The sequence below is a fragment of the Sinorhizobium sp. 22678 genome, from assembly GCF_052044265.1.
GTDB lineage: Bacteria > Pseudomonadota > Alphaproteobacteria > Rhizobiales > Rhizobiaceae > Sinorhizobium > Sinorhizobium meliloti_A.
The window spans coordinates 249,040-267,636 of sequence record NZ_JBQEMS010000004.1 but is presented as its reverse complement, the minus strand read 5'-3'; the positions used below and the strand labels follow the sequence as shown (position 1 = coordinate 267,636).

The 18,597-nt window shown below is 64.1% G+C and carries 21 protein-coding genes; 12 read left to right on the top strand and 9 right to left on the bottom strand.

Translation table 11 applies throughout. The features are described from left to right. Positions 1-102 precede the first annotated feature (102 nt). Both ACTJKL_RS08900 and ACTJKL_RS08895 read left to right on the top strand, forming a co-directional pair. Positions 103-912: an AraC family transcriptional regulator gene (locus ACTJKL_RS08900; RefSeq protein WP_440852714.1), complete on the top strand. Its 810-nt coding sequence runs from the start codon at positions 103-105 to the stop codon at positions 910-912. A gap of 84 nt (positions 913-996) precedes the next feature. Beyond that, positions 997-1,887: a DMT family transporter gene (locus tag ACTJKL_RS08895; protein WP_440852713.1), complete on the top strand. Its 891-nt coding sequence runs from the start codon at positions 997-999 to the stop codon at positions 1,885-1,887. 21 nt (positions 1,888-1,908) lie between these two features. Here ACTJKL_RS08895 and ACTJKL_RS08890 read toward each other — a convergent pair whose 3' ends face one another. Further along, on the bottom strand, positions 1,909-3,492 hold the full coding sequence (locus tag ACTJKL_RS08890) for a peptide chain release factor 3 (RefSeq protein ID WP_440852712.1): 1,584 nt from the start codon (positions 3,490-3,492) through the stop codon (positions 1,909-1,911). A 98-nt stretch (positions 3,493-3,590) separates the two neighbouring features. On the opposite strand from ACTJKL_RS08890, the gene dut reads away from it, so the two are divergent. Continuing rightward, on the top strand, positions 3,591-4,073 hold the full coding sequence (gene dut / locus ACTJKL_RS08885; protein WP_100670033.1) for a dUTP diphosphatase: 483 nt from the start codon (positions 3,591-3,593) through the stop codon (positions 4,071-4,073). Here the strand turns inward: dut and ACTJKL_RS08880 are convergent. Further along, positions 4,066-4,503 (bottom strand): Lrp/AsnC family transcriptional regulator, encoded by a 438-nt coding sequence (locus tag ACTJKL_RS08880; RefSeq protein WP_003527801.1) that lies wholly within the window; start codon positions 4,501-4,503, stop codon positions 4,066-4,068. The genes dut and ACTJKL_RS08880 overlap by 8 nt on opposite strands. A 135-nt stretch (positions 4,504-4,638) precedes the next feature. On the opposite strand from ACTJKL_RS08880, the gene ACTJKL_RS08875 reads away from it, so the two are divergent. Beyond that, positions 4,639-5,553 (top strand): DMT family transporter, encoded by a 915-nt coding sequence (locus ACTJKL_RS08875; protein WP_440852711.1) that lies wholly within the window; start codon positions 4,639-4,641, stop codon positions 5,551-5,553. On the opposite strand, the gene ACTJKL_RS08870 is transcribed toward ACTJKL_RS08875, so the two are convergent. Continuing rightward, a complete protein-coding gene (locus ACTJKL_RS08870; RefSeq protein WP_100670034.1) occupies positions 5,550-6,182 on the bottom strand; it encodes a LysE family translocator in 633 nt (210 codons plus the stop codon). The two genes, ACTJKL_RS08875 and ACTJKL_RS08870, sit on opposite strands and share 4 nt — an antisense overlap. 163 nt (positions 6,183-6,345) lie before the next feature. Here ACTJKL_RS08870 and ACTJKL_RS08865 point away from each other — a divergent pair, with 163 nt between their 5' ends. Both ACTJKL_RS08865 and cysK read left to right on the top strand, forming a co-directional pair. Further along, the gene (locus ACTJKL_RS08865) at positions 6,346-6,963 is read left to right on the top strand and encodes a LysE family translocator (protein WP_100669798.1); all 618 of its coding nucleotides are present in this window, start codon (positions 6,346-6,348) and stop codon (positions 6,961-6,963) included. Between the two features lie 136 nt (positions 6,964-7,099). Further along, complete coding sequence (cysK, locus tag ACTJKL_RS08860) at positions 7,100-8,068, top strand: cysteine synthase A (protein WP_100669799.1); 969 nt, start codon at positions 7,100-7,102, stop codon at positions 8,066-8,068. A 190-nt stretch (positions 8,069-8,258) separates the two neighbouring features. On the opposite strand, the gene ACTJKL_RS08855 is transcribed toward cysK, so the two are convergent. The 4 genes from ACTJKL_RS08855 to rsmI all read right to left on the bottom strand — a co-directional run bounded on the left by ACTJKL_RS08855 (position 8,259) and on the right by rsmI (position 12,431). Further along, the gene (locus ACTJKL_RS08855) at positions 8,259-9,791 is read right to left on the bottom strand and encodes a YifB family Mg chelatase-like AAA ATPase (protein ID WP_440852710.1); all 1,533 of its coding nucleotides are present in this window, start codon (positions 9,789-9,791) and stop codon (positions 8,259-8,261) included. Positions 9,792-9,971: 180 nt separating this feature from the next. After that, positions 9,972-10,919 carry a glutathione synthase gene (gene gshB / locus ACTJKL_RS08850; protein ID WP_440852709.1) on the bottom strand — a complete coding sequence of 316 codons (948 nt, stop codon included), beginning with the start codon at positions 10,917-10,919 and terminating at the stop codon, positions 9,972-9,974. 191 nt (positions 10,920-11,110) lie between these two features. Beyond that, positions 11,111-11,479, bottom strand: coding sequence for a YraN family protein (locus ACTJKL_RS08845; RefSeq protein WP_100669801.1), 369 nt, complete (start codon positions 11,477-11,479; stop codon positions 11,111-11,113). Beyond that, the gene (gene rsmI / locus ACTJKL_RS08840; protein ID WP_440852708.1) at positions 11,469-12,431 is read right to left on the bottom strand and encodes a 16S rRNA (cytidine(1402)-2'-O)-methyltransferase; all 963 of its coding nucleotides are present in this window, start codon (positions 12,429-12,431) and stop codon (positions 11,469-11,471) included. Before rsmI ends, ACTJKL_RS08845 begins: the two co-directional genes overlap by 11 nt. Positions 12,432-12,674: 243 nt before the next feature. Here rsmI and dnaN point away from each other — a divergent pair, with 243 nt between their 5' ends. Further along, complete coding sequence (gene dnaN, locus ACTJKL_RS08835; RefSeq protein WP_100669803.1) at positions 12,675-13,793, top strand: DNA polymerase III subunit beta; 1,119 nt, start codon at positions 12,675-12,677, stop codon at positions 13,791-13,793. Between the two features lie 390 nt (positions 13,794-14,183). Here the strand turns inward: dnaN and ACTJKL_RS08830 are convergent, their stop codons facing one another. Together ACTJKL_RS08830 and ACTJKL_RS08825 are read right to left on the bottom strand one after the other, a co-directional pair. Continuing rightward, positions 14,184-14,480, bottom strand: a complete 297-nt coding sequence (locus ACTJKL_RS08830) for a helix-turn-helix domain-containing protein (RefSeq protein ID WP_440852707.1) — start codon at positions 14,478-14,480, stop codon at positions 14,184-14,186. Beyond that, positions 14,449-14,721 carry a BrnT family toxin gene (locus ACTJKL_RS08825; RefSeq protein WP_440852706.1) on the bottom strand — a complete coding sequence of 91 codons (273 nt, stop codon included), beginning with the start codon at positions 14,719-14,721 and terminating at the stop codon, positions 14,449-14,451. Before ACTJKL_RS08825 ends, ACTJKL_RS08830 begins: the two co-directional genes overlap by 32 nt. A 266-nt stretch (positions 14,722-14,987) precedes the next feature. Between ACTJKL_RS08825 and pmtA the strand changes: the two genes are divergently transcribed. The 5 genes from pmtA to ACTJKL_RS08800 all read left to right on the top strand — a co-directional run bounded on the left by pmtA (position 14,988) and on the right by ACTJKL_RS08800 (position 18,392). Continuing rightward, a complete protein-coding gene (pmtA, locus tag ACTJKL_RS08820) occupies positions 14,988-15,590 on the top strand; it encodes a phospholipid N-methyltransferase PmtA (RefSeq protein ID WP_100669804.1) in 603 nt (200 codons plus the stop codon). Positions 15,591-15,604: 14 nt separating this feature from the next. Continuing rightward, a complete protein-coding gene (locus ACTJKL_RS08815; protein ID WP_440852744.1) occupies positions 15,605-16,186 on the top strand; it encodes a histidine phosphatase family protein in 582 nt (193 codons plus the stop codon). A 7-nt stretch (positions 16,187-16,193) separates the two neighbouring features. Continuing rightward, positions 16,194-16,910, top strand: coding sequence for an orotidine-5'-phosphate decarboxylase (pyrF, locus tag ACTJKL_RS08810; RefSeq protein ID WP_440852705.1), 717 nt, complete (start codon positions 16,194-16,196; stop codon positions 16,908-16,910). Positions 16,911-17,003: 93 nt separating this feature from the next. Beyond that, positions 17,004-17,291: a DUF1330 domain-containing protein gene (locus ACTJKL_RS08805; RefSeq protein ID WP_100670036.1), complete on the top strand. Its 288-nt coding sequence runs from the start codon at positions 17,004-17,006 to the stop codon at positions 17,289-17,291. A 120-nt stretch (positions 17,292-17,411) separates the two neighbouring features. Further along, positions 17,412-18,392: a complex I NDUFA9 subunit family protein gene (locus tag ACTJKL_RS08800; protein WP_440852704.1), complete on the top strand. Its 981-nt coding sequence runs from the start codon at positions 17,412-17,414 to the stop codon at positions 18,390-18,392. The last annotated feature ends 205 nt before the right edge of the window (positions 18,393-18,597 follow it).

Genomic DNA, 18,597 nt, shown 5'->3' with positions numbered 1-18,597 from the left:
TCCTGATCCGGCGAAGCTATCGGCCACCTGCGCTAGGCGGCAGGGAATGGAAGCGCTATACCACCATAAGGGCTCAACCTGGAACGGGACAGCGGACGGTACATGGCGAAAGGGCATTTCAGAATGCTGCCGCGCCGCATCGCCGGCGTCGACGTGGTGGAAGCCATGACGAATCACAGTTTCGCGCGCCATACGCACGAGCAGTTCGGCATCGGCCTGATCCATGCGGGTGCGCAGACGTCGCTGAGCGGCCGCGGAACCGTCGAGGCGGAAGCGGGCGACGTGATCACCGTCAATCCCGGTGAGGTCCACGACGGAGCCCCGATCGGCGACGCGGGCCGGTCCTGGCGGATGCTCTATCTGGATCCGCCGCTGGTCGCCTCGCTCGTCGATGACGTCACCGAAGGGAAGAGCGCGGATTGCGAATTCTCGGACCCGGTGATCAGAAGTACCGGGCTGGCTGCCCGCTTCGGCGCGATCTTTGCGGCTGCCGCGGCCGCCGACGGCGCCGAGACGATGCTTCGCTGGGATGAACTGGCCGTCACCCTGTTCGCGGAGGCGATGCAGCTTGCCTCGCCGGATGCGCCGGCAGGCGTGCCGAAGTCGGTCGCCTCGGCCGTGAGCCTTATCGAGGACGATCCGCTTGCGTCGCTTACGCTCGCGGACCTCGCCCGCGAGAGCGGCCTGAGCCGCTTCCAGCTCGTGCGTGGCTTCTCCAGGGCGACGGGACTGACGCCCCATGCCTATCTCCTCCAACGCCGGATAGACATCGTCCGGCGGCTGATCGCCGGGGGCACGCCGCTCGCGGAAGCGGCAGCTGCCGGCGGCTTCGTGGACCAGAGCCACATGACACGCGTGTTCGTGCGCAAATACGGCTTCTCCCCCGGTGTCTACGCGCAAGCGGTGAACTGATTTCGCCGCCTTGCAATTTCGTACAAGACCGCGCGCTGCCGATCGGTCTTTCTGCCCCCATCATCAATCGGGAACGGTGGCAGAATGTCGAAGCAGGTTCAGGGATATGTCTTTTTGTCGCTCGCCATGGTGCTCGTCGGCAGCACCGTGATCGCGAGCAAGATCATCGCCGCCGGCCTGCCGCCGTTCACGGCAACGGCGCTGCGTTTTGCCATCGCCTTCCCTCTTTTCCTGGGTCTGATGCGCGCGACCGGGGCGTCCTGGCCCAAGCTGCCGAAGAGCGATTGGCTCATCCTCCTGTTTCAGGCAGGCGCCGGCAGCGTCGGCTACACGACTCTGCTCATTTCCGGCCTGAAGCTCACCTCTGCGGCCGATGCCGGCGTCATCATCGGGACGCTCCCCGTCGTCTCCGCCGCAATCGCCATCATGGTTCTCGGCGAGCGTCCGCATCGCTCCGTGTTCGCGGCCGTTTGCCTGGCGGCGGCCGGCGTTCTCGCGATCGTCTTCCGGCCGGATGCAAACGCCGCGCATTCGCTCGCCGGCAGCGCGCTGATCTTCGGCGCGGTCATCTGCGAAGGCCTGTTCATCCTGCTCAACAAGCGCGTCAGCGTCGCGATTCCGCCGCTTGGCCTGTCGGCGCTGATGACGGGCTTCGGTGGTGCCATTGCGCTCCCGTTCGCGGTTGCAGAACTTCCTTCGATGGGCGCGACAGGCGCCCCGGCGCTCGCGGCGGTCGCCTATTACGCGCTCGTGCCGACGGTCGGGGGCTTCGTGCTCTGGTATGCGGGACTTCAGAAGGTGAGCGGCACCGAGGCCTCGGTCTTCACCGCCTTGGCACCGGTTTCCGCGCTGCTCCTCGCCGCTGCCGTTCTCGGCGAGACGATCACCGCCAATCAGATGATCGGCATGGCATGCGTGCTGATCGCCGTGCTGAGCCTCGGTCTTCGCAGGGCCGGTCCGGAGCGGGCCGGATAGGGTAATCCGGCTCAGGCGCGATCACGCCGCCTTGGCGACGTGATACTCCTTGATCGCCACCATCTTGACCGCCGGATAGCGCTCCGATTCGTAGCGCAGCGAGAACCCGTCCTGCGCCAGGTATACCGGGTCGCCGTCAAGGTCCCGCGCAATGTCGCCGCGGTGGGTCGCGATGAACTTTTCGAGTTCGGCCGGGTTCTCGGCGGAGATCCAGCGGCAGATGGAGAAGCGGGACATCTCGAAGGAGACCGGCAGACTGTATTCCGCCTGCAGGCGTTCCTTGAGCACGTCAAGCTGGAGCGCGCCGACGACGCCGACGATCGCAGGCGCGCCGTCGTCCGGAGAAAAGAGCTGCACGACGCCCTCTTCCGCCATCTGCTGCAGCGCCTCTTTCAGCTTCTTCGCCTTCATCGCATCTTCCAGCCGGACGCGGCGGAGAATTTCCGGTGCGAAGTTCGGCACGCCCTGGAAGACGAGCGGCTCGCCCTCGGTCAGCGTATCGCCGATCCTGAGCGTGCCGTGGTTCGGGATGCCGACGACGTCGCCGGCGAAAGCCGTATCGGCGAGCTGGCGCTGCGAGGCGAAGAAGAACTGCGGCGCCGTCAACCCCATCTGCTTGCCGGTGCGCGAAAGCCGCGCCTTCATGCCGCGCTCGAGCTTGCCCGAGCAGACGCGGACGAAGGCGATGCGGTCGCGGTGGTTCGGGTCCATGTTCGCCTGGATCTTGAAGACGAAGGCGGTCATTCTGTCGTCCGTCGCCTCGACGGTGCGGATGTCGGCAACCTGGGCCCGCGGCGGCGGCGCGAAGTCGGCGAGCCCATTGATCAGGTCGCGCACGCCGAAGTTCCGCAGCGCCGAGCCGAAGTACACCGGCGTGAGGTGCCCTTCGAGGAAAGCCTTACGGTCGAAGGGCTTGCAGGCCTCGATCGCCAGCGACGCTTCTTCGATGAACGTGTCACGTTCGTTCTCGGGCAGACGGTGCGAAGCCATTTCCGGATCGTTGACCTTGGTCAGCCGCTCCTGCTTGTCGGCGCCGCGCACCTCGTCGGTGGCAAGATGATAGGTGCCGCAGAAGGTCTTGGAGCGGCCGATCGGCCAGGTGACCGGCGCGCAGTCGAGCGCCAGCTTCTGCTCGACCTCGTCGAGGATTTCGAACGGATCGCGGCTTTCGCGGTCCATCTTGTTGACGAAGGTGATGATCGGGATATCGCGCAGGCGGCAGACCTCGAAGAGCTTGAGCGTGCGCGGCTCGATACCCTTTGCCGCGTCGATCACCATGACAGCCGCATCGACCGCCGTCAGCGTGCGGTAGGTGTCGTCGGCAAAGTCCTCGTGACCCGGCGTATCGAGCAGGTTGAAAACAGTATCGTTATATTCGAAGGTCATCACCGAGGTGACGACGGAGATGCCGCGCTCGCGCTCGATCTTCATCCAGTCCGAGCGGGTCTGGATGCGGTCCTTCTTGGCCTTGACCTCACCGGCGAGCTGGATCGCGCCGCCGAAGAGCAGAAGCTTCTCGGTGAGCGTCGTCTTACCGGCGTCCGGGTGCGAAATGATCGCAAATGTGCGGCGGCGGGAGACCGCCTCGGCAATGCTTTCGGCCATGATCTGAGTATCCTGTGAGTTGCGGCGTCCTTTACAGGCTCGGGGGCCAATATGCAATTGACTGCGGCAAGCCCGGCCGTGCTTATGACGGAATGACCATGCACACGCCCGAAAATCGTCCTGCCCCGACCCCTGGCCTCACCCTCGTCCGCCTGCCTCATGGCGAGGGTCTCGACCTGCCGGCCTATGAGACCACGGGTGCCGCCGGCATGGACCTGCGCGCGGCCGTGCCGGCCGAGGACCCGATGACGATCCGGCCGGGAGAGCGCGCATTGGTCCCGACGGGCTTTATCTTCGAGATCCCCGCCGGTCATGAAGGCCAGATCCGGCCACGTTCCGGGCTGGCCTTCAAGCACGGCATCACCTGCCTCAACACGCCGGGCACCGTCGACAGCGACTATCGCGGAGAGGTGAAGGTGCTGCTCGTCAATCTCGGTGCGGAGGATTTCGCGGTCGAGCGCGGCATGCGTATCGCCCAGATCGTGATCGCCCCGGTGACCCAGCTGGCGATCCGCGAGGCAGATGGCGCGACGGCGACGGCGCGCGGGGCCGGCGGCTTCGGCTCGACCGGAACTAAATAAGCGGCGGCAGGCGCCGCTTGACCGGCGAGGATTTGACGATCGACGTATTCGTCTGCGCCTTTTCCGCGATGCGATCGAGGATCGTGTCGAGTTCCGCCATGTCGCGCACCAGCATCTTGGCGATGAAGCAGTCGTCCCCCGTGACCTTGTCGCATTCGATGAATTCGGGCGTTTCCTGGATCAGCCTTTCGACGATATGCAGCATGCCCGGCATCGGCCGGATGCGGACGATCGCCTGCAGCGGATAGCCGAGACGCGCCGGATTGACCGAGATCGTGAAACCATCGAGCACGCCGCGCTCCTCGAGCTTGCGCAGCCGCTCCGCCGCGCTCGGCGAGGAAAGGCCGGCCTCCTGCGCCAGCTCCTTCAACGACACCCGGGCATTGGCGGCCAGAATTTCGAGAATGCGGCGGTCGAGCTCGTCCAGCATCCAACTCCCTCGTAAGTCAATTTAGCCTTATCGCCTTAATCTGTTAGGTACCCTCCCATAATTTCCTCTCAAAATCCATATCCCTGCGCCACCAGGCTCATTATTCTTGCAGCATAATGGATGGAGCAAAAGGCCATGGATAAGGACATACGGCGCGGAAGCGCGGAAATGACGGCGGCGATGCTGATTTCGGGAACGATCGGCTGGTTCGTTCTGATGTCGGGCCAGCCCGCCTCGGGCGTCGTCTTCTGGCGTTGCGTTTTCGGGGCCGCAACGCTCGCCGCGCTTGCGGCGGTCTTCGGCCTCATCGACCTGAGACATTTGCGGATGAAGGTCATCATTCTTTCCGCTCTGGGCGGCGTCGCGATCGTCGTGAACTGGCTCCTGCTCTTCGCCGCCTATCCCCGCGCCTCGATCTCCATCGCGACCATGGTCTACAACACGCAGCCCTTCATGCTGCTCGGGCTCGGTGCGCTCTTTATCGGAGAGAAGATCACCGCCAGCAAACTCCTCTGGCTCTCGCTCTCCTTCGCAGGCATGATCGCGATCGTCCTCGCCAAGCCCGCGGGCACTTATGAGCCAAGCGACTATCTCACCGGGATAGCACTGTCGCTCGGCGCCGCCTTCTTCTACGCAATCGCGGCGCTCGTTACCAAGCTACTCAAGGGCACGCCGCCGCATCTGATCGCGCTGGTGCAGGTCATCACCGGAGCGGCCATGCTCGCCCCCTTCGCCCTCGTCGCGCCGCTGCCGCAGGGAACGCTCCAGTGGACGCTGCTCCTGACCGTCGGCGTGGTTCATACCGGCATCATGTATATTCTGCTTTACGGCGCCATACAGAAGCTGCCGACCCACATGACCGGCGCCCTTTCCTTCATCTATCCGGTGGCCGCGATCCTGGTTGACCGCATCGCGTTCGGACACGCTCTGCAGCCGGTGCAGATCGCGGGCTCGGTCGCGATCCTCATCGCTGCCGCGGGCACCAATCTCGGCTGGACCCTTCGGCCATCGTCATCGTCCGCCAAGCGTCCGGCGGAGGGAAGCCTCTAACGCCGGGCCTCCGAGGCCATGCTGATGGCAAGACCCGCCAGCGCCGTGCTCATGAGCCAACGCTGCACCAGCACGAAGGACGGCCGACCGGAGAGGAAGGCGGCCACCGCTCCGGCCGTCATCGCAATCAGCGCATTGACGCTGACGCTGATCGCGATCTGCACGCTGCCGAAGACGAGCGACTGCGCGAGCACGTTGCCGGCCTCGGGGCGGATGAATTGCGGCAGCAGCGACACGTAAAGGATGGCCACCTTCGGATTGAGCAGGCTGGTGAAGAGGCCCATTGCGAAGAGCTTGCGCGGGCGATCCTTCGGGAGGTCCCGCACTTGAAAAATCGAGCGGCCGCCGGGACGAACGGCCTGCCAGGCAAGGTAAAGCAGGTAAAGCGCGCCTGCGAAACGAAGGGCGTCATAGGCAAAGGGAACCGCCAGAAGCAGGGCGGTAATGCCGAGCGCGGCAGACACCATGTAACAGACGAAGCCGAGCGCTATGCCCCCTAGCGAGATCAGTCCCGCCCCCGGTCCCTGGCAGATCGAGCGGGAGATCAGATAGATCATGTTCGGCCCCGGCGTCAGCACCATGCCGAATGCGATCAGGGCGAAGCCCAGGAGGTTCTGAATTTCGGGCATGGTGCGCCGGTCTCCCAAGTTTTTCCGGAAAGTGTACGGCTCTACCGCCAAGGGCAACGCCGTTCTTGTCACCCGATCAATTTTCGCGCGTAGATGCGGGGTGATACCCGGATTTTCCTTTGCGGCAGACTGCGGTACACCTGCCCTATCAGGAGGAACGATCGTGACACTTGCGGCTCTTCTCGCCTATAGCGGCGCTCTCTTCATCGCCGGCATCATTCCCGGCCCGGGCGTGACGGCGCTCGTTGCCCGAGCCCTGGGATCGGGGTTTCGGGAAACCTTCTTCATGGGCCTCGGCCTCATCGTCGGCGACATGGTCTATCTGACGGCGGTGGTTCTCGGGCTCGCCTTCATCGCCCAGACATTCACGACCGCGTTTCTGGTCGTGAAGATCGCCGGAGCGCTCTATCTCGGCTATATCGCCTGGAAGCTCTGGACGGCCGGGCTCCTGTCGCAGAACATCGAGGCGCGGAAGTCGACGAGTGCGGCGCTCTCCTTCCTCTCGGGCCTGACGGTCACGCTCGGCAATCCGAAGACGATGCTTTTCTACGTGGCGCTCGTTCCGACGCTGATCGACCTCGCCTCGATAGGGATCCGCGACTACGGCCTGCTGCTCGTCGCGACTTTCCTCGTGCTTCTTGCCGTGCTGCTGCCCTATATGCTGCTGGCGGCCCGCGCCCGCTCGCTCCTGAAAGAGCCGCAGGCGCTGAAGGTCCTAAACCGGGCCGCGGCGGGCATTCTCGCCGGAACGGCCGCCTACATTGCGACCCGCGCGACCTGAAAAAAGATTTCCCTGCCGGCCGCTTCTCAACGGTTTTTTCCTTCAGGCTCATCGATCCGAGGCTTTCCCGCTCTGGAAGCAAGCGCGCATAGCTCCTATTGTCGCAGCGACGATTTAAAAACGAAGGGAGAAACCTATGCCTGAAGCGCGCAAGCCCGGCCGCGGCCGCGTCTTTTCCTCGATAACCGAGACGATCGGCGACACTCCCATCGTGCGGCTGGACAAGCTCGCCAAGGAAAAGGGCGTGAAGGCGAACCTGCTCGCCAAGCTCGAATTCTTCAACCCGATCGGCTCCGTCAAGGACCGCATCGGCGTCGCGATGATCGAATCGCTCGAGGCGCAAGGGAAGATCACGCCCGGCCGCACGACGCTGGTAGAGCCGACTTCGGGCAATACGGGCATAGCACTCGCCTTCGTCGCGGCCGCCAAGGGCTACAGGCTGATCCTCACCATGCCCGAGACGATGTCGGTCGAGCGCCGCAAGATGCTGACGCTTCTCGGCGCCGAACTGGTGCTGACGGAAGGCGCCAAGGGCATGAAGGGCGCAATCGCCAAGGCCCAGGAACTCACCGAGACGCTGCCCGACGCGATCATTCCGCAGCAGTTCGAAAACCCGGCCAATCCGGAAATCCACCGCACGACGACCGCCGAGGAGATCTGGAACGACACGGAAGGCGCAGTCGACATCCTCGTGTCCGGCATTGGCACCGGCGGCACCATCACCGGTGCCGGCCAGGTGCTTAAAGCCCGAAAGCCGTCGGTCAAGGTGATCGCCGTCGAGCCCGAAGAATCCCCTATCCTTTCCGGCGGCGCCCCGGGTCCGCACAAGATCCAGGGTATCGGCGCGGGTTTCGCGCCGGCGATCCTCGACACGAGCGTCTATGACGAAGTCGTCACGGTAAATGCCGGCGAGGCCATAGAGGCGGCGCGGCTCGTCGCAAGACTCGAAGGCGTGCCGGTCGGCATCTCCGCCGGTGCCGCGCTCCAGGCGGCGATAGAGGTGGGACAGCGCGGGGAAAATGCCGGCAAGAATATCGTCGTGATCATACCGTCCTTTGCCGAACGGTATCTTTCGACGGTGCTGTTCGAGGGATTGGGAGCGTAGCGCCGGAGGCGCCGGCGAGCGCCCCTGATCGGCCTGCCGGCCACCTTCTCCCCGCAGACCGGCGAAGGGAATCGCGGCAAACCCGCAGCTCCCTTCTTCTCCGTCGAAATGAAATCAAATCGAACTTTCGGCCCTTTGCCCGGCCTCTCCCGTCTGCAGGGTGACCGCTTTTTCCATCGACGCCGGCCCCCTACGCGGCGACGGGCAGTCTCTCTCCCGCCACCCTGTAGGAGATCGCTTCGGCGAGATGGATGCGGCCGACCGCCGGCGCCTCGTCGAGGTCGGCGAGGGTGCGGGCGACCTTCAGCACCCGGTGATAGCCGCGCGCCGAGAATTTCATCTTCTCCGCCGCGTCGCGCAGAAGCTGCAGGCCGGCGGCGTCGGGTTCGGCGATCTTTTCGATCATCGTCGTCGATGAGCGGGCGTTGCTCGTCAGCTCGGGATGACCGAGGCCGGCGAAGCGGTCTCTCTGCAACTCGCGGGCGCGGGCGACGCGGCGGGCGACGGCGGCGCTCGGCTCGGATGTGCCGGGGCGGATCAAGTCGGCGGCGCTGACGGCCGGGACGTCGACGCGGATATCGATGCGATCCAACAGCGGCCCGGAGATCCGCGCCTGATAATCGGCCATGCAGCGCGGCCCGCGGGCGCAGCTCCGGCCCGGCTCGCCGGCCATGCCGCAGCGGCAGGGGTTCATGGCGGCAATGAGCTGGATCGCCGCCGGATAGGTGACGCGATGATTGGCCCGCGCGATGATGCAGGTGGCGGTTTCGAGCGGCTGGCGCAGAGCGTCGAGCGTCTGTGGTGCAAATTCCGGAAGCTCGTCGAGAAAGAGCACGCCGTTATGGGCGAGCGACGCCTCTCCCGGCTTCGCGCGGAAGCCGCCGCCGATCAGCGCCGCCATGGTGGCGGAATGGTGCGGCGCGCGGAAGGGCCGGCGGTCCGAGAGCTTGCCGCCCGGCAATTGCCCGGCGATCGAATGGATCATCGAGACTTCGAGCAGTTCGGCGGGCGAAAGCGGCGGCAGGATGGAGGGGAGCCGCGCCGCAAGCATCGACTTGCCCGACCCGGGCGGGCCGACCATCAGCAGATTGTGATTGCCCGCCGCCGCGACCTCCAGCGCCCGCTTGGCGCTTTCCTGGCCCTTGATGTCGGCAAGATCGGGAAGGCCCTCGGCGGCCGCCCGGACCGCCGGCTCGGGGCGGGAGAGCACCTGCGTGCCGCGGAAATGATTGGCGATGGCGATCAGGCTGCGCGGGGCGAGAATATCGATTTCCGATCCGGCCCATGCCGCCTCGGGCCCGCTTTCCGCCGGGCAGATCAGTCCCTTGCCGAGCGCATTCGCGCCGATCGCCGCCGGCAGCGCGCCGGCGACGGCTGCGATGGTGCCGTCGAGATTGAGTTCGCCGATGACGACATAACCGGCCAGCGCGTCCGCAGGCACAGCGCCGAGCGCCGCCATCAGGCCGAGCGCGATGGCGAGATCGAAATGACTTCCTTCTTTCGGTAGGTCCGCCGGCGCCAGGTTGACGGTCACCCGCTTGGCGGGAAGCGCCAGTCCCGATGCATGAAGCGCCGCCTGGACGCGCTCGCGGCTTTCGGCCACCGCCTTGTCCGGCAGTCCGACGATCTGCATGCCGACCTTGCCGGGTGCAACCATCACCTGGACGTCGACCGGAACGCCCTCGATACCCTGAAACGCAACCGTGCTGACGCGCGCGACCATACTGCCCCCTGATTTCGAGCGGAGCGCGGAGGATCATCGTCCCTCCGCAATCCCGCTCAAGCACGGCGGCCCACACACGCCGTCACAACCAAAACCGGTTGCAACCGCAAATCTTGCACGGAATACGCTCGAAAACAAGAACAATGACAGAACACAAGGGCGAAAGTGGCGGCCCGTAGATCAGGCGCGCTTCTTCTCGATCGCGTCCCAGAGCAGGCTTGCGACATCGGCACCGCCGAACTTCTTCACTTCGCGGATGCCGGTCGGCGAAGTGACGTTGATCTCGGTCAGGTAGTCGCCGATCACGTCGATGCCCACGAAGAGGAAGCCGCGTTCCTTCAGCGCCGGGCCGATGCGGTTGCAGATCTCCCGCTCGCGCGCCGTCAGGTCGGTTGCCTCCGCGCGCCCACCCGCATGCATGTTGGAGCGCGAATCGTGCTCGGCCGGAACGCGATTGATCGCTCCGACCGGCTCGCCGTCGACGAGCAGGATGCGCTTGTCGCCCTTGCGCACCGCCGGCAGATATTCCTGGGCGATATAGGGCTCGCGGAACATCTGCGCGAACATTTCGAGGAGCGACGAGAAATTGCGGTCGTCACGGGCGGAGTGGAACACGCCGGCGCCGCCATTGCCGTAGAGCGGTTTCAGGATGATGTCGCCCATCTCCTGGCGGAAGCGGGCGATCTCGTCCGGGTCGCGAGTGATCAGGGTCTTGGGCATCAGATCCGGAAACTCGGTCACGAAGATCTTCTCGGGCGAGTTCCTGACCCAGGCCGGATCGTTGACGACCAGCGTCTTCGGGTGCAGCCGTTCGAGCAGATGCGTCGAAGTGATATAGGCCATGTCGAATGGCGGATCCTGGCGAAGCAGGATGACGTCCATGGTCGAAAGATCGATCCGCTCCTCTTCGCCGAGGGTGAAGTGGTCGCCCTTGACGTCGCGCAACTGCATCTGCTGCGCGGTCGCATAGACCCTACCGTCCCGGAGCGACAGCTTTTCGGGCGTGTAGTGGAACAGGCGGTAGCCTCGGGCCTGCGCCTCCAGGCTCATCGCGAAGGTCGAATCGCCCGCAATGGTGATGCCCGAAACATGGTCCATCTGGACCCCGACATTGACGATTCCTGCCATTTTCCCGTTCCCGATTGGATCCACGATGCGCATAGTTCCTTCGACCGGCGCCGGTCAGAAATCGAATTATACGGCAATTCGACGCGATGCTCCGCCCCTCGTCTTCGCGACGAGGCGGCACCGCCGAAAAGCCCGCAAGATGTAGAATGCGTACCGTGGTTAGGCAAGAAGGCTCCTGCCGCTCCCGCCTATCAAAAGGCGTCCGGCAGGTGTCGCGGCCAGCGCCACGGCGCTACGGCGACAATGTCGTATCGCACCGACAGGCGGTGGAAGTCGCCCTGACGCGACAGCCAGAGATCGCTTGCCGCCCGGATGCGCCGCTGCGCCGTGTCGGTCACGGCGAAGACCGCATCGTCCGGGCTCATCCGGGCCTTTACTTCGACGCAGGCGACCAGGTCGCCGCGCCGGGCGATGATGTCGATCTCGCCGAGCCTGGTGCGATAGCGCATGGCAACGATGCGATAGCCCTTGAGCATCAGGCAGAGCGCGGCGCGGTATTCGGCGATGTGGCCCCGCTTCAGCGCCTTCAGCTTGCGGGTGTCCGGTCGCTCAGCCTTCATCGCTATCCTTGAGATGAAGGAGCCGGTCGTAAAGCTCCTTGCGCGCCAGCCCCGTGCGGCGCGCCGCCTCGGTCGCGGCCTTGCCCATCGGCAGGTCGCGGGCGAGTTCCTTGAGCAATGCGTCGACGTCGGCCGCCTCCGGCTGGGGCTTTGCCTCCGGCGGACCGATCACGAGAACGATCTCGCCTTTCACATTGGCGCTTTCGTCGTAACTCGCCGCGAGTTCGCCGAGCGTTCCGCGGCGGAACTCCTCGAAGGTCTTGGTCAGTTCGCGGCAGACGGCCGCCCTCCTGTCTGTGCCGAGGACCTGCGCGGCAGCAGTGACGGTCGCGGCAATGCGGTGCGGGGACTCGAAGAAGATGAGAGTGGCGGGAACGGACGCGAGTTCGGCGAGCCGGTCGCGCTTCGCCTTGTCCTTCACCGGCAGAAAACCTGCGAAGAGGAAGGCATCGCTCGGCAGGCCGGAGCCGACGAGGGCGGCAAGCGGCGCCGAGGGGCCAGGTATGGGAACGACCCGGTATCCCGCCTCGACCGCCTGCTGCGCCAGGCGGTAGCCCGGATCGGAGACGAGCGGCGTACCGGCATCGGAGACGAGCGCCACCGATTTCCCATCGCCGAGTGCTGCAAGCAGTCGCGGCCCCGCCTCGGCGGCATTGTGCTCGTGATAGGCGGTGGGCCGATTGACGATACCGTAGCGGTCCAGCAGCACCCGCGTCACCCGCGTGTCCTCGCAGGCGAGCACATCGGCCCCCGCAAGCGTCTCTAGGGCTCTCAGCGTGATGTCGCCGAGATTGCCGATCGGCGTTGCCACGAGATAAAGGCACGGCTCCAGCGGGCGCGCAGGAATGGTGATATCGTGCAGGCGAAAACCGCGCCGCCGTTCCTTTTCGGATGCATCCGTGGATTGCTGCTTTTGCAACGCCGCCTTCCCAATCACTCCCGGCCCGATCATTCCGATCGACCATTCCGGCCAAGCCGGGTTCGCGCCCTTTATGAGTGAGCGGGGAGCCCGGGGCAAGGGCGGGCCGCGCATGCAGTCTCGCATTTGGGGAAGAGGCCTCAAAACCCCTTGCTTTTGCGGCTCTCTTTCTGCCATTTTGCCGGTCCACATCCTTCCGGCCGAGCGGCCGGGCACGCAGTTGACGCCGCGGCGGTCCCCTCGCCCGCGCGGCAATGGTTGAAAGCGGTAGCATCCATGCGTATTACTCTCGAGCGGTCCAACCTTTTGAAATCGCTGAACCATGTCCACCGCGTGGTCGAACGGCGAAACACCATCCCGATCCTTTCGAACGTGCTCCTGCGCTCCGACGGCGCCAGCCTCGAAATGAAGGCGACCGACCTCGACCTGGAGATCACCGAGGCGACGCCGGCGCAGGTGGAACAGGCCGGCGCCACCACCGTTCCGGCGCATCTGCTCTACGACATCGTCCGCAAGCTGCCGGACGGCTCGGAGGTGCTGCTGGTCACCAATGCGGAAGGCACGGCGATGACGGTCGCCTCCGGCCGCTCCAAGTTTTCGCTGCAGTGCCTGCCGCAGTCGGATTTTCCCGATCTGACCGCCGGCACGTTCTCGCACTCCTTCCGCCTGAAAGCGCCCGATCTGAAGATGCTGATCGACCGCACCCAGTTCGCCATCTCGACGGAAGAGACACGCTACTATTTGAACGGCATCTTCGTGCACACGGTCGAGAGCAACGGCGACCTGAAGCTGCGCGCCGTCGCGACCGACGGCCACCGGCTCGCCCGTGCGGATGTCGAAGCGCCCTCGGGCTCCGAGGGCATGCCCGGCATCATCATTCCGCGCAAGACCGTGAGCGAGCTGCAGAAGCTGCTCGACAATCCGGACGTGGTGGTGACGGTCGAAGTCTCGGACGCGAAGATCCGCCTCACGATCGGCTCCATCGTCATGACGTCGAAGCTGATCGACGGAACCTTCCCCGACTATCAGCGCGTGATCCCCGCCAGCAACGACAAGGAACTGCGCGTCGATTGCCAGTCCTTCTCGCAGGCCGTCGACCGTGTCTCCACGATCTCTTCCGAACGCGGCCGCGCCGTGAAGCTTGCGCTCGCCGACGGCCAGATGACGCTGACCGTGAACAATCCGGATTCCGGCAGCGCCACCGAAGAACTGCCGGTCGGCTACGAAAGCGATCCGCTGGAGATCGGGTTCAACGCCAAATATCTGCTCGACATCACCGGGCAACTGACCGGCAGCGAGGCGGTCTTCCTGCTGGCCGATCCCGGTTCGCCGACGCTCGTGCGCGATCTTGCCGCGGAGGATGCGCTCTACGTGCTGATGCCGATGCGAGTCTAAGGCGTGTTGAGATTCATCCTGCCGCTACGAGATGGATAATGGCGTTGAAGCTCTGGTCGGTTTTGTCGGCACGCATGGCTCGATGGGCTTGAATTCCTTGAGTACCGACTGCGCGGCGTACTCCATGGTTCCTTTGATCGTTGCCGATCAAGGACAAAAACATGCAGCAGATCGAAGTGCTACAACGACCGTTGCGCGTCTGATAAGACGCGCGGCGCTGTAGGAAACGTATCGGAGGACTGCACTCTCTCCTCTGTGCTTGTCACACAGATGAGAGCAGCGCCGGGTCGGCGGCGCGGGGAAATGTTCTTTCAGCCCAAGGACTTGGTCTGGCTGGATCCCTATGACGCGCACAGGGATGAGGAAATCAAACAGGCCGCAGCACCGCGCTTAATCGAAGTCCAGAGGCGCGCTCACGGCCTGCGCAACCAAATCGGGGTGCTGCGCGATCACGCGCACATAAGCAACGGCAAAATCCGGAGCAGTGGCGCGTGCTTGCTCCCAGTCCCGCAGCGTACCAACGGGAACGCGAAAGCGATTTGCGAACTCTGATTGCGACAAACCAAGCGCGGTCCTTGTCTTGCGAATCAGGCGAGCCCGCTGGCCGCGATTCATTGCTTCGGCCGTCACGTCGAAATCTTCCGCATCGGCCGGATCAGCAGGGGACGTAATATGCTCGTTCTTCACCCTTGTTGCTCCTTCTCACAGATATGAACCGGGGTAAATTATCCCGCCAAACGAACACGCCGGTGAACAGCCTCTCGCCGACGACCCCGACCACCTTGAACCGTTCCTCGCCGTCGATCTCGCGAATGGAGGGGATGATCAAGTGATCCCCGTCGTCGAAAATACGCAGGCCAAAGGCCAACGATAGTTTATGTTTCTCGCGATTGACGGCGTCTTTCGCAGGATCGAACCGGTCTTCCATGTTGGCACTATACGGGAATCCCGTATAAGAAGCAAATGGGTCGTTTTGCTGAAAAAATGGACGCTAACTTCTAGTTCAACTGATTCAAGCTTTCAGACCGTACCGGATTTCGAGTTCAACCGTCGCGCATCGTTCATGATCTGCCGTTTCTAGACGCAGTCGGACTTGTTTTTGCCGCAGATGGAAGCACATTATGAATAAGCGCTCACGCAGCCGCACGAATCACGATAAGAGCGCAACTGCAAATCATACTGTGAGGGGATTCGATGAGCTTGCGCTTGAGGGTGAAGGAAAAATTCGGTCGGAAATTCGACGAAGAGATCCGCTTCTTCAAGGGCTGGATGAGCAATACTCGCGCGGTCGGCGCGATCCTCCCGACATCCGCCATCACCGCACGCCGCATGGCCAGCATAGTCGATCCGGAATCCGGTCTGCCGGTCCTCGAGCTTGGCCCCGGCACCGGCGTGATCACCAAGGCGATCCTCGAGCGCGGCATAGAGCCTGAAAAGCTGGTTTCCATCGAATACTCCACCGAGTTCTACAATCAGCTCAAGGCGCATTTCGACGGCGTGCATTTCATCAATGGCGACGCCTTCGATCTTTCCCGCACGCTTGGGGCCTTCAAGGATCAGCAGTTCGACAGCGTCATTTCCGCCGTGCCGCTGTTGAATTTCCCGATGCATCGCCGCGTCGAACTCATCGAGGACCTGCTCTCGCGCATTCCCTTCGGCCGCCCGGTCGTTCAGATCTCCTACGGTCCGATGTCGCCGGTCGTCGCCATGCCGGACCGCTACCGAATCCAGCATTTCGACTTCGTCGTGCGCAACATTCCGCCGGCGCAGCTGTGGATCTACCGCAAGACGCACTGACGGCGTCACCTCCGGTGTTCGGCATCTATCTCACCCATCCGCAGGTCAGAATCGATCCCGCCGTCTCCGTGCCACAATGGGGCCTGTCCGAACTCGGCGAAGAACGCATGCGTGCCACGGCGAAACGGCCATGGGTCCGTTCGCTCGGACGCATCGCCGCCAGTGGCGAGAAGAAGGCGATCGAAACGGCGCGGTTCCTGGCCGACGCTGCCGGCATCCCGGTCGAAACTGACGAGGAGATGGGCGAGAACGATCGTTCCGCGACCGGCTTTCTGCCGCCGGAGGAGTTCGAGAAGGCGGCCGATCGGTTCTTTGCCCGACCCGAAGAGAGCTTCAAGGGCTGGGAGCGTGCCGTCGACGCCCAGGCGCGAATCTCAAGGGCCGTCTTCCAGGTCCTCGACCGGCACGATCCGGCGGTACCCATCGCCTTCATCGGCCATGGCGGTGTCGGTACGCTGCTCAAATGCCGGATGACGGGCACGGCGATCGCCCGTAGCGCCGATCAACCGCCGGGCGGCGGCAATCTCTTCGCCTTCCGTCTTGCGGATCGCGCCGTCACATGCGACTGGACGCCGATGGAGTTCTGGCAGGGGTGATCTCGATATGAGCACAAGCGCGCGCGACCGGCTGATCGTCGGCCTTGATCTTCCAACGGTGACCGAGGCCGAGAAAATCGTCTCGACGCTCGGCGAGGAAGTCCTCTTCTATAAGATCGGCTATCAACTGGCCTTCGCCGGCGGCCTCGACTTCGCGCGCGACCTCGCTGCAGGCGGCAAGCAGGTCTTCCTCGACATGAAGCTGCTCGACATCGACAACACGGTGGCCAAGGGCGTGGAGAACATCGTCAAGATGGGCGTGTCGATGCTGACGCTGCACGCCTATCCGAAGGCGATGAAATCGGCCGTCGAAGCGGCACGAGGCTCGAACCTCTGCCTGCTTGGCGTGACGGTGCTCACCTCGATGGACGAACAGGACGTCATCGATGCCGGTTATGAATATGATCCGCACAGCCTGGTCTTGCGCCGCGCGGAACAGGCCCGCGCCGCCGGCATGGGGGGCATCGTCTGCTCGGCGGAGGAGGCCGCCGCCGTGCGCAAGATCATCGGCGGCGACATGGCGCTGGTGACGCCGGGCATCCGCCCGGCCGGCGCGGAAAAAGGCGACCAGAAGCGGGTGATGACGCCGGCCGATGCGCTTCGCGCCGGCTCGAGCCACCTCGTCGTCGGGCGGCCGATCGTTGCCGCGCCCGACCCTCTCGCAGCAGGCCGCGCGATCCTGGCCGAAATGGAGAGCGCCCTCTCCCGTCAATCCGCCGTATAGCGCTCCGGCGCGGTTCGGGCCTGCTTGACCTGAGGCTCATTTTGCCGGAAGTAACCATCCCGTCTGCATGTCGTGGAAGACGAGGAGTTCATCATGGCCAAAGGATACTGGATCGCTCGGGTCGATATAAGGGACCCCGAACGCTATAAGGATTACGTGGCAGCGGCGAAGCCCGCCTTCGAAAAATACGGCGCGACCTTCCTTGCGCGCGGCGGCGAGTTCCATCGGCTCGAAGGTGCCGCTCGCACCCGCAACGTCGTCATCGAATTCCCCTCGCTGCAGGCGGCCGTCGACTGTTACAATTCGCCCGAATACCAGATTGCCGCGGCCATCCGCCAGGAAGTCGCCGATGCCGAAATGGTGGTCGTCGAAGGCGTTTGAGGCGAAGTCCCGCGGCGCATCGGGGCACGCCTCCGAAGCGCGCGGATTGGCCTTCACCTCGCTCGACGCTTGGGCTATGTAGCAAGCAATTCTACCATTGACATCAGGAGTGCGTTTCTCATGACCTTGTCCAACCTTCCGCCGCTGGTGACGATTTTCGGCGGATCCGGATTTGTAGGCCGTCATGTGGTGCGCGCGCTCGCCAAACGCGGCTACCGCATTCGCGTCGCTGTTCGCCGTCCGGATCTCGCCGGCCACCTGCAACCGCTCGGCAATGTCGGGCAAATCTCCTTCGTTCAGGCCAATCTGCGCTACCGCAAGTCGGTCGATCGCGCTGTCGACGGCGCCGACCATGTGATCAACTGCGTCGGTGTGCTCTTCGAAAGTGGCCGCAACACCTTCGAGGCGGTCCAGGATTTCGGCGCGCGGGCGGTCGCCGAGGCGGCTCGGGCGACGGGCGCCACGCTCACCCATATCTCGGCGATCGGCGCCGACGCGAGCTCCCAAGCGAGCTATGCCCGGACAAAGGGGCGCGCCGAGGCTGCGATCCTCGAAACGCTTCCGGCCGCGGTGATCCTCCGCCCGTCGATCATCTTCGGGCCTGAAGACGGATTTTTCAACAAGTTCGCCGAAATGGCCCGATTCTCGCCGGTCCTGCCGCTCATCGGCGGCGGCAAAACCAGGTTTCAGCCGGTTTACGTCACCGACGTTGCCGAGGCCGTGGCCCGCTCCGTCGACGGCAAGCTGACCGGTGGGACGATCTACGAGCTCGGCGGGCCGCAGGTGCTCTCCTTCCGCGAATGTCTCGATATCATGCTGAAGACGATCGACCGCAAACGCTCCTTCGTGTCGCTGCCCTTCGGCATCGCCTCGCTGATGGGCAGCGTCGCCTCGCTCGTGCCGTTCATCACGCCGCCGCTCACCGCCGACCAGGTGGTGTTGCTGAAATCGGACAATGTCGTCTCGGCAAAGGCCGAAGCGGAAGGCCGCACGTTTGCCGGTATCGGCATCGAGCCGACAATGCTCGAGTCGATCCTGCCGACTTATCTCGTACGCTATCGCCCGCATGGGCAATACACGCGCAGCGGCCGCGCCGCCTGAGCGGTCCCATCACTATCGGACACATTCAAGCCGCCGGCTCTGCCGGCGGCTTTTTTGCCGCCCCCGCTGTGCCCATCCGGCAACAGCGTTGCAGTTCTGCCGCAGTCGAAAATCCGAATCTCGTTTACCGCAGATTCAGCTCGCACTGATATTGATCATGACATGGTCGCAGAATAAACACCGCTCGCACTGACTGCTCGGCGAG

What these genes read in the sequence shown, in the direction of transcription:
- ACTJKL_RS08900 (WP_440852714.1), top strand. Translation starts at nt 103, where the DNA reads ATGGCGAAAGGGCATTTCAGAATGCTGCCGCGCCGCATCGCCGGCGTC.
- ACTJKL_RS08895 (WP_440852713.1), top strand. Translation starts at nt 997, where the DNA reads ATGTCGAAGCAGGTTCAGGGATATGTCTTTTTGTCGCTCGCCATGGTG.
- ACTJKL_RS08890 (WP_440852712.1), bottom strand. Translation starts at nt 3,492, where the DNA reads ATGGCCGAAAGCATTGCCGAGGCGGTCTCCCGCCGCCGCACATTTGCG.
- dut (WP_100670033.1), top strand. Translation starts at nt 3,591, where the DNA reads ATGCACACGCCCGAAAATCGTCCTGCCCCGACCCCTGGCCTCACCCTC.
- ACTJKL_RS08880 (WP_003527801.1), bottom strand. Translation starts at nt 4,503, where the DNA reads ATGCTGGACGAGCTCGACCGCCGCATTCTCGAAATTCTGGCCGCCAAT.
- ACTJKL_RS08875 (WP_440852711.1), top strand. Translation starts at nt 4,639, where the DNA reads ATGGATAAGGACATACGGCGCGGAAGCGCGGAAATGACGGCGGCGATG.
- ACTJKL_RS08870 (WP_100670034.1), bottom strand. Translation starts at nt 6,182, where the DNA reads ATGCCCGAAATTCAGAACCTCCTGGGCTTCGCCCTGATCGCATTCGGC.
- cysK (WP_100669799.1), top strand. Translation starts at nt 7,100, where the DNA reads ATGCCTGAAGCGCGCAAGCCCGGCCGCGGCCGCGTCTTTTCCTCGATA.
- ACTJKL_RS08855 (WP_440852710.1), bottom strand. Translation starts at nt 9,791, where the DNA reads ATGGTCGCGCGCGTCAGCACGGTTGCGTTTCAGGGTATCGAGGGCGTT.
- gshB (WP_440852709.1), bottom strand. Translation starts at nt 10,919, where the DNA reads ATGGCAGGAATCGTCAATGTCGGGGTCCAGATGGACCATGTTTCGGGC.
- ACTJKL_RS08845 (WP_100669801.1), bottom strand. Translation starts at nt 11,479, where the DNA reads ATGAAGGCTGAGCGACCGGACACCCGCAAGCTGAAGGCGCTGAAGCGG.
- rsmI (WP_440852708.1), bottom strand. Translation starts at nt 12,431, where the DNA reads ATGATCGGGCCGGGAGTGATTGGGAAGGCGGCGTTGCAAAAGCAGCAA.
- dnaN (WP_100669803.1), top strand. Translation starts at nt 12,675, where the DNA reads ATGCGTATTACTCTCGAGCGGTCCAACCTTTTGAAATCGCTGAACCAT.
- ACTJKL_RS08825 (WP_440852706.1), bottom strand. Translation starts at nt 14,721, where the DNA reads ATGGAAGACCGGTTCGATCCTGCGAAAGACGCCGTCAATCGCGAGAAA.
- pmtA (WP_100669804.1), top strand. Translation starts at nt 14,988, where the DNA reads ATGAGCTTGCGCTTGAGGGTGAAGGAAAAATTCGGTCGGAAATTCGAC.
- pyrF (WP_440852705.1), top strand. Translation starts at nt 16,194, where the DNA reads ATGAGCACAAGCGCGCGCGACCGGCTGATCGTCGGCCTTGATCTTCCA.
- ACTJKL_RS08805 (WP_100670036.1), top strand. Translation starts at nt 17,004, where the DNA reads ATGGCCAAAGGATACTGGATCGCTCGGGTCGATATAAGGGACCCCGAA.
- ACTJKL_RS08800 (WP_440852704.1), top strand. Translation starts at nt 17,412, where the DNA reads ATGACCTTGTCCAACCTTCCGCCGCTGGTGACGATTTTCGGCGGATCC.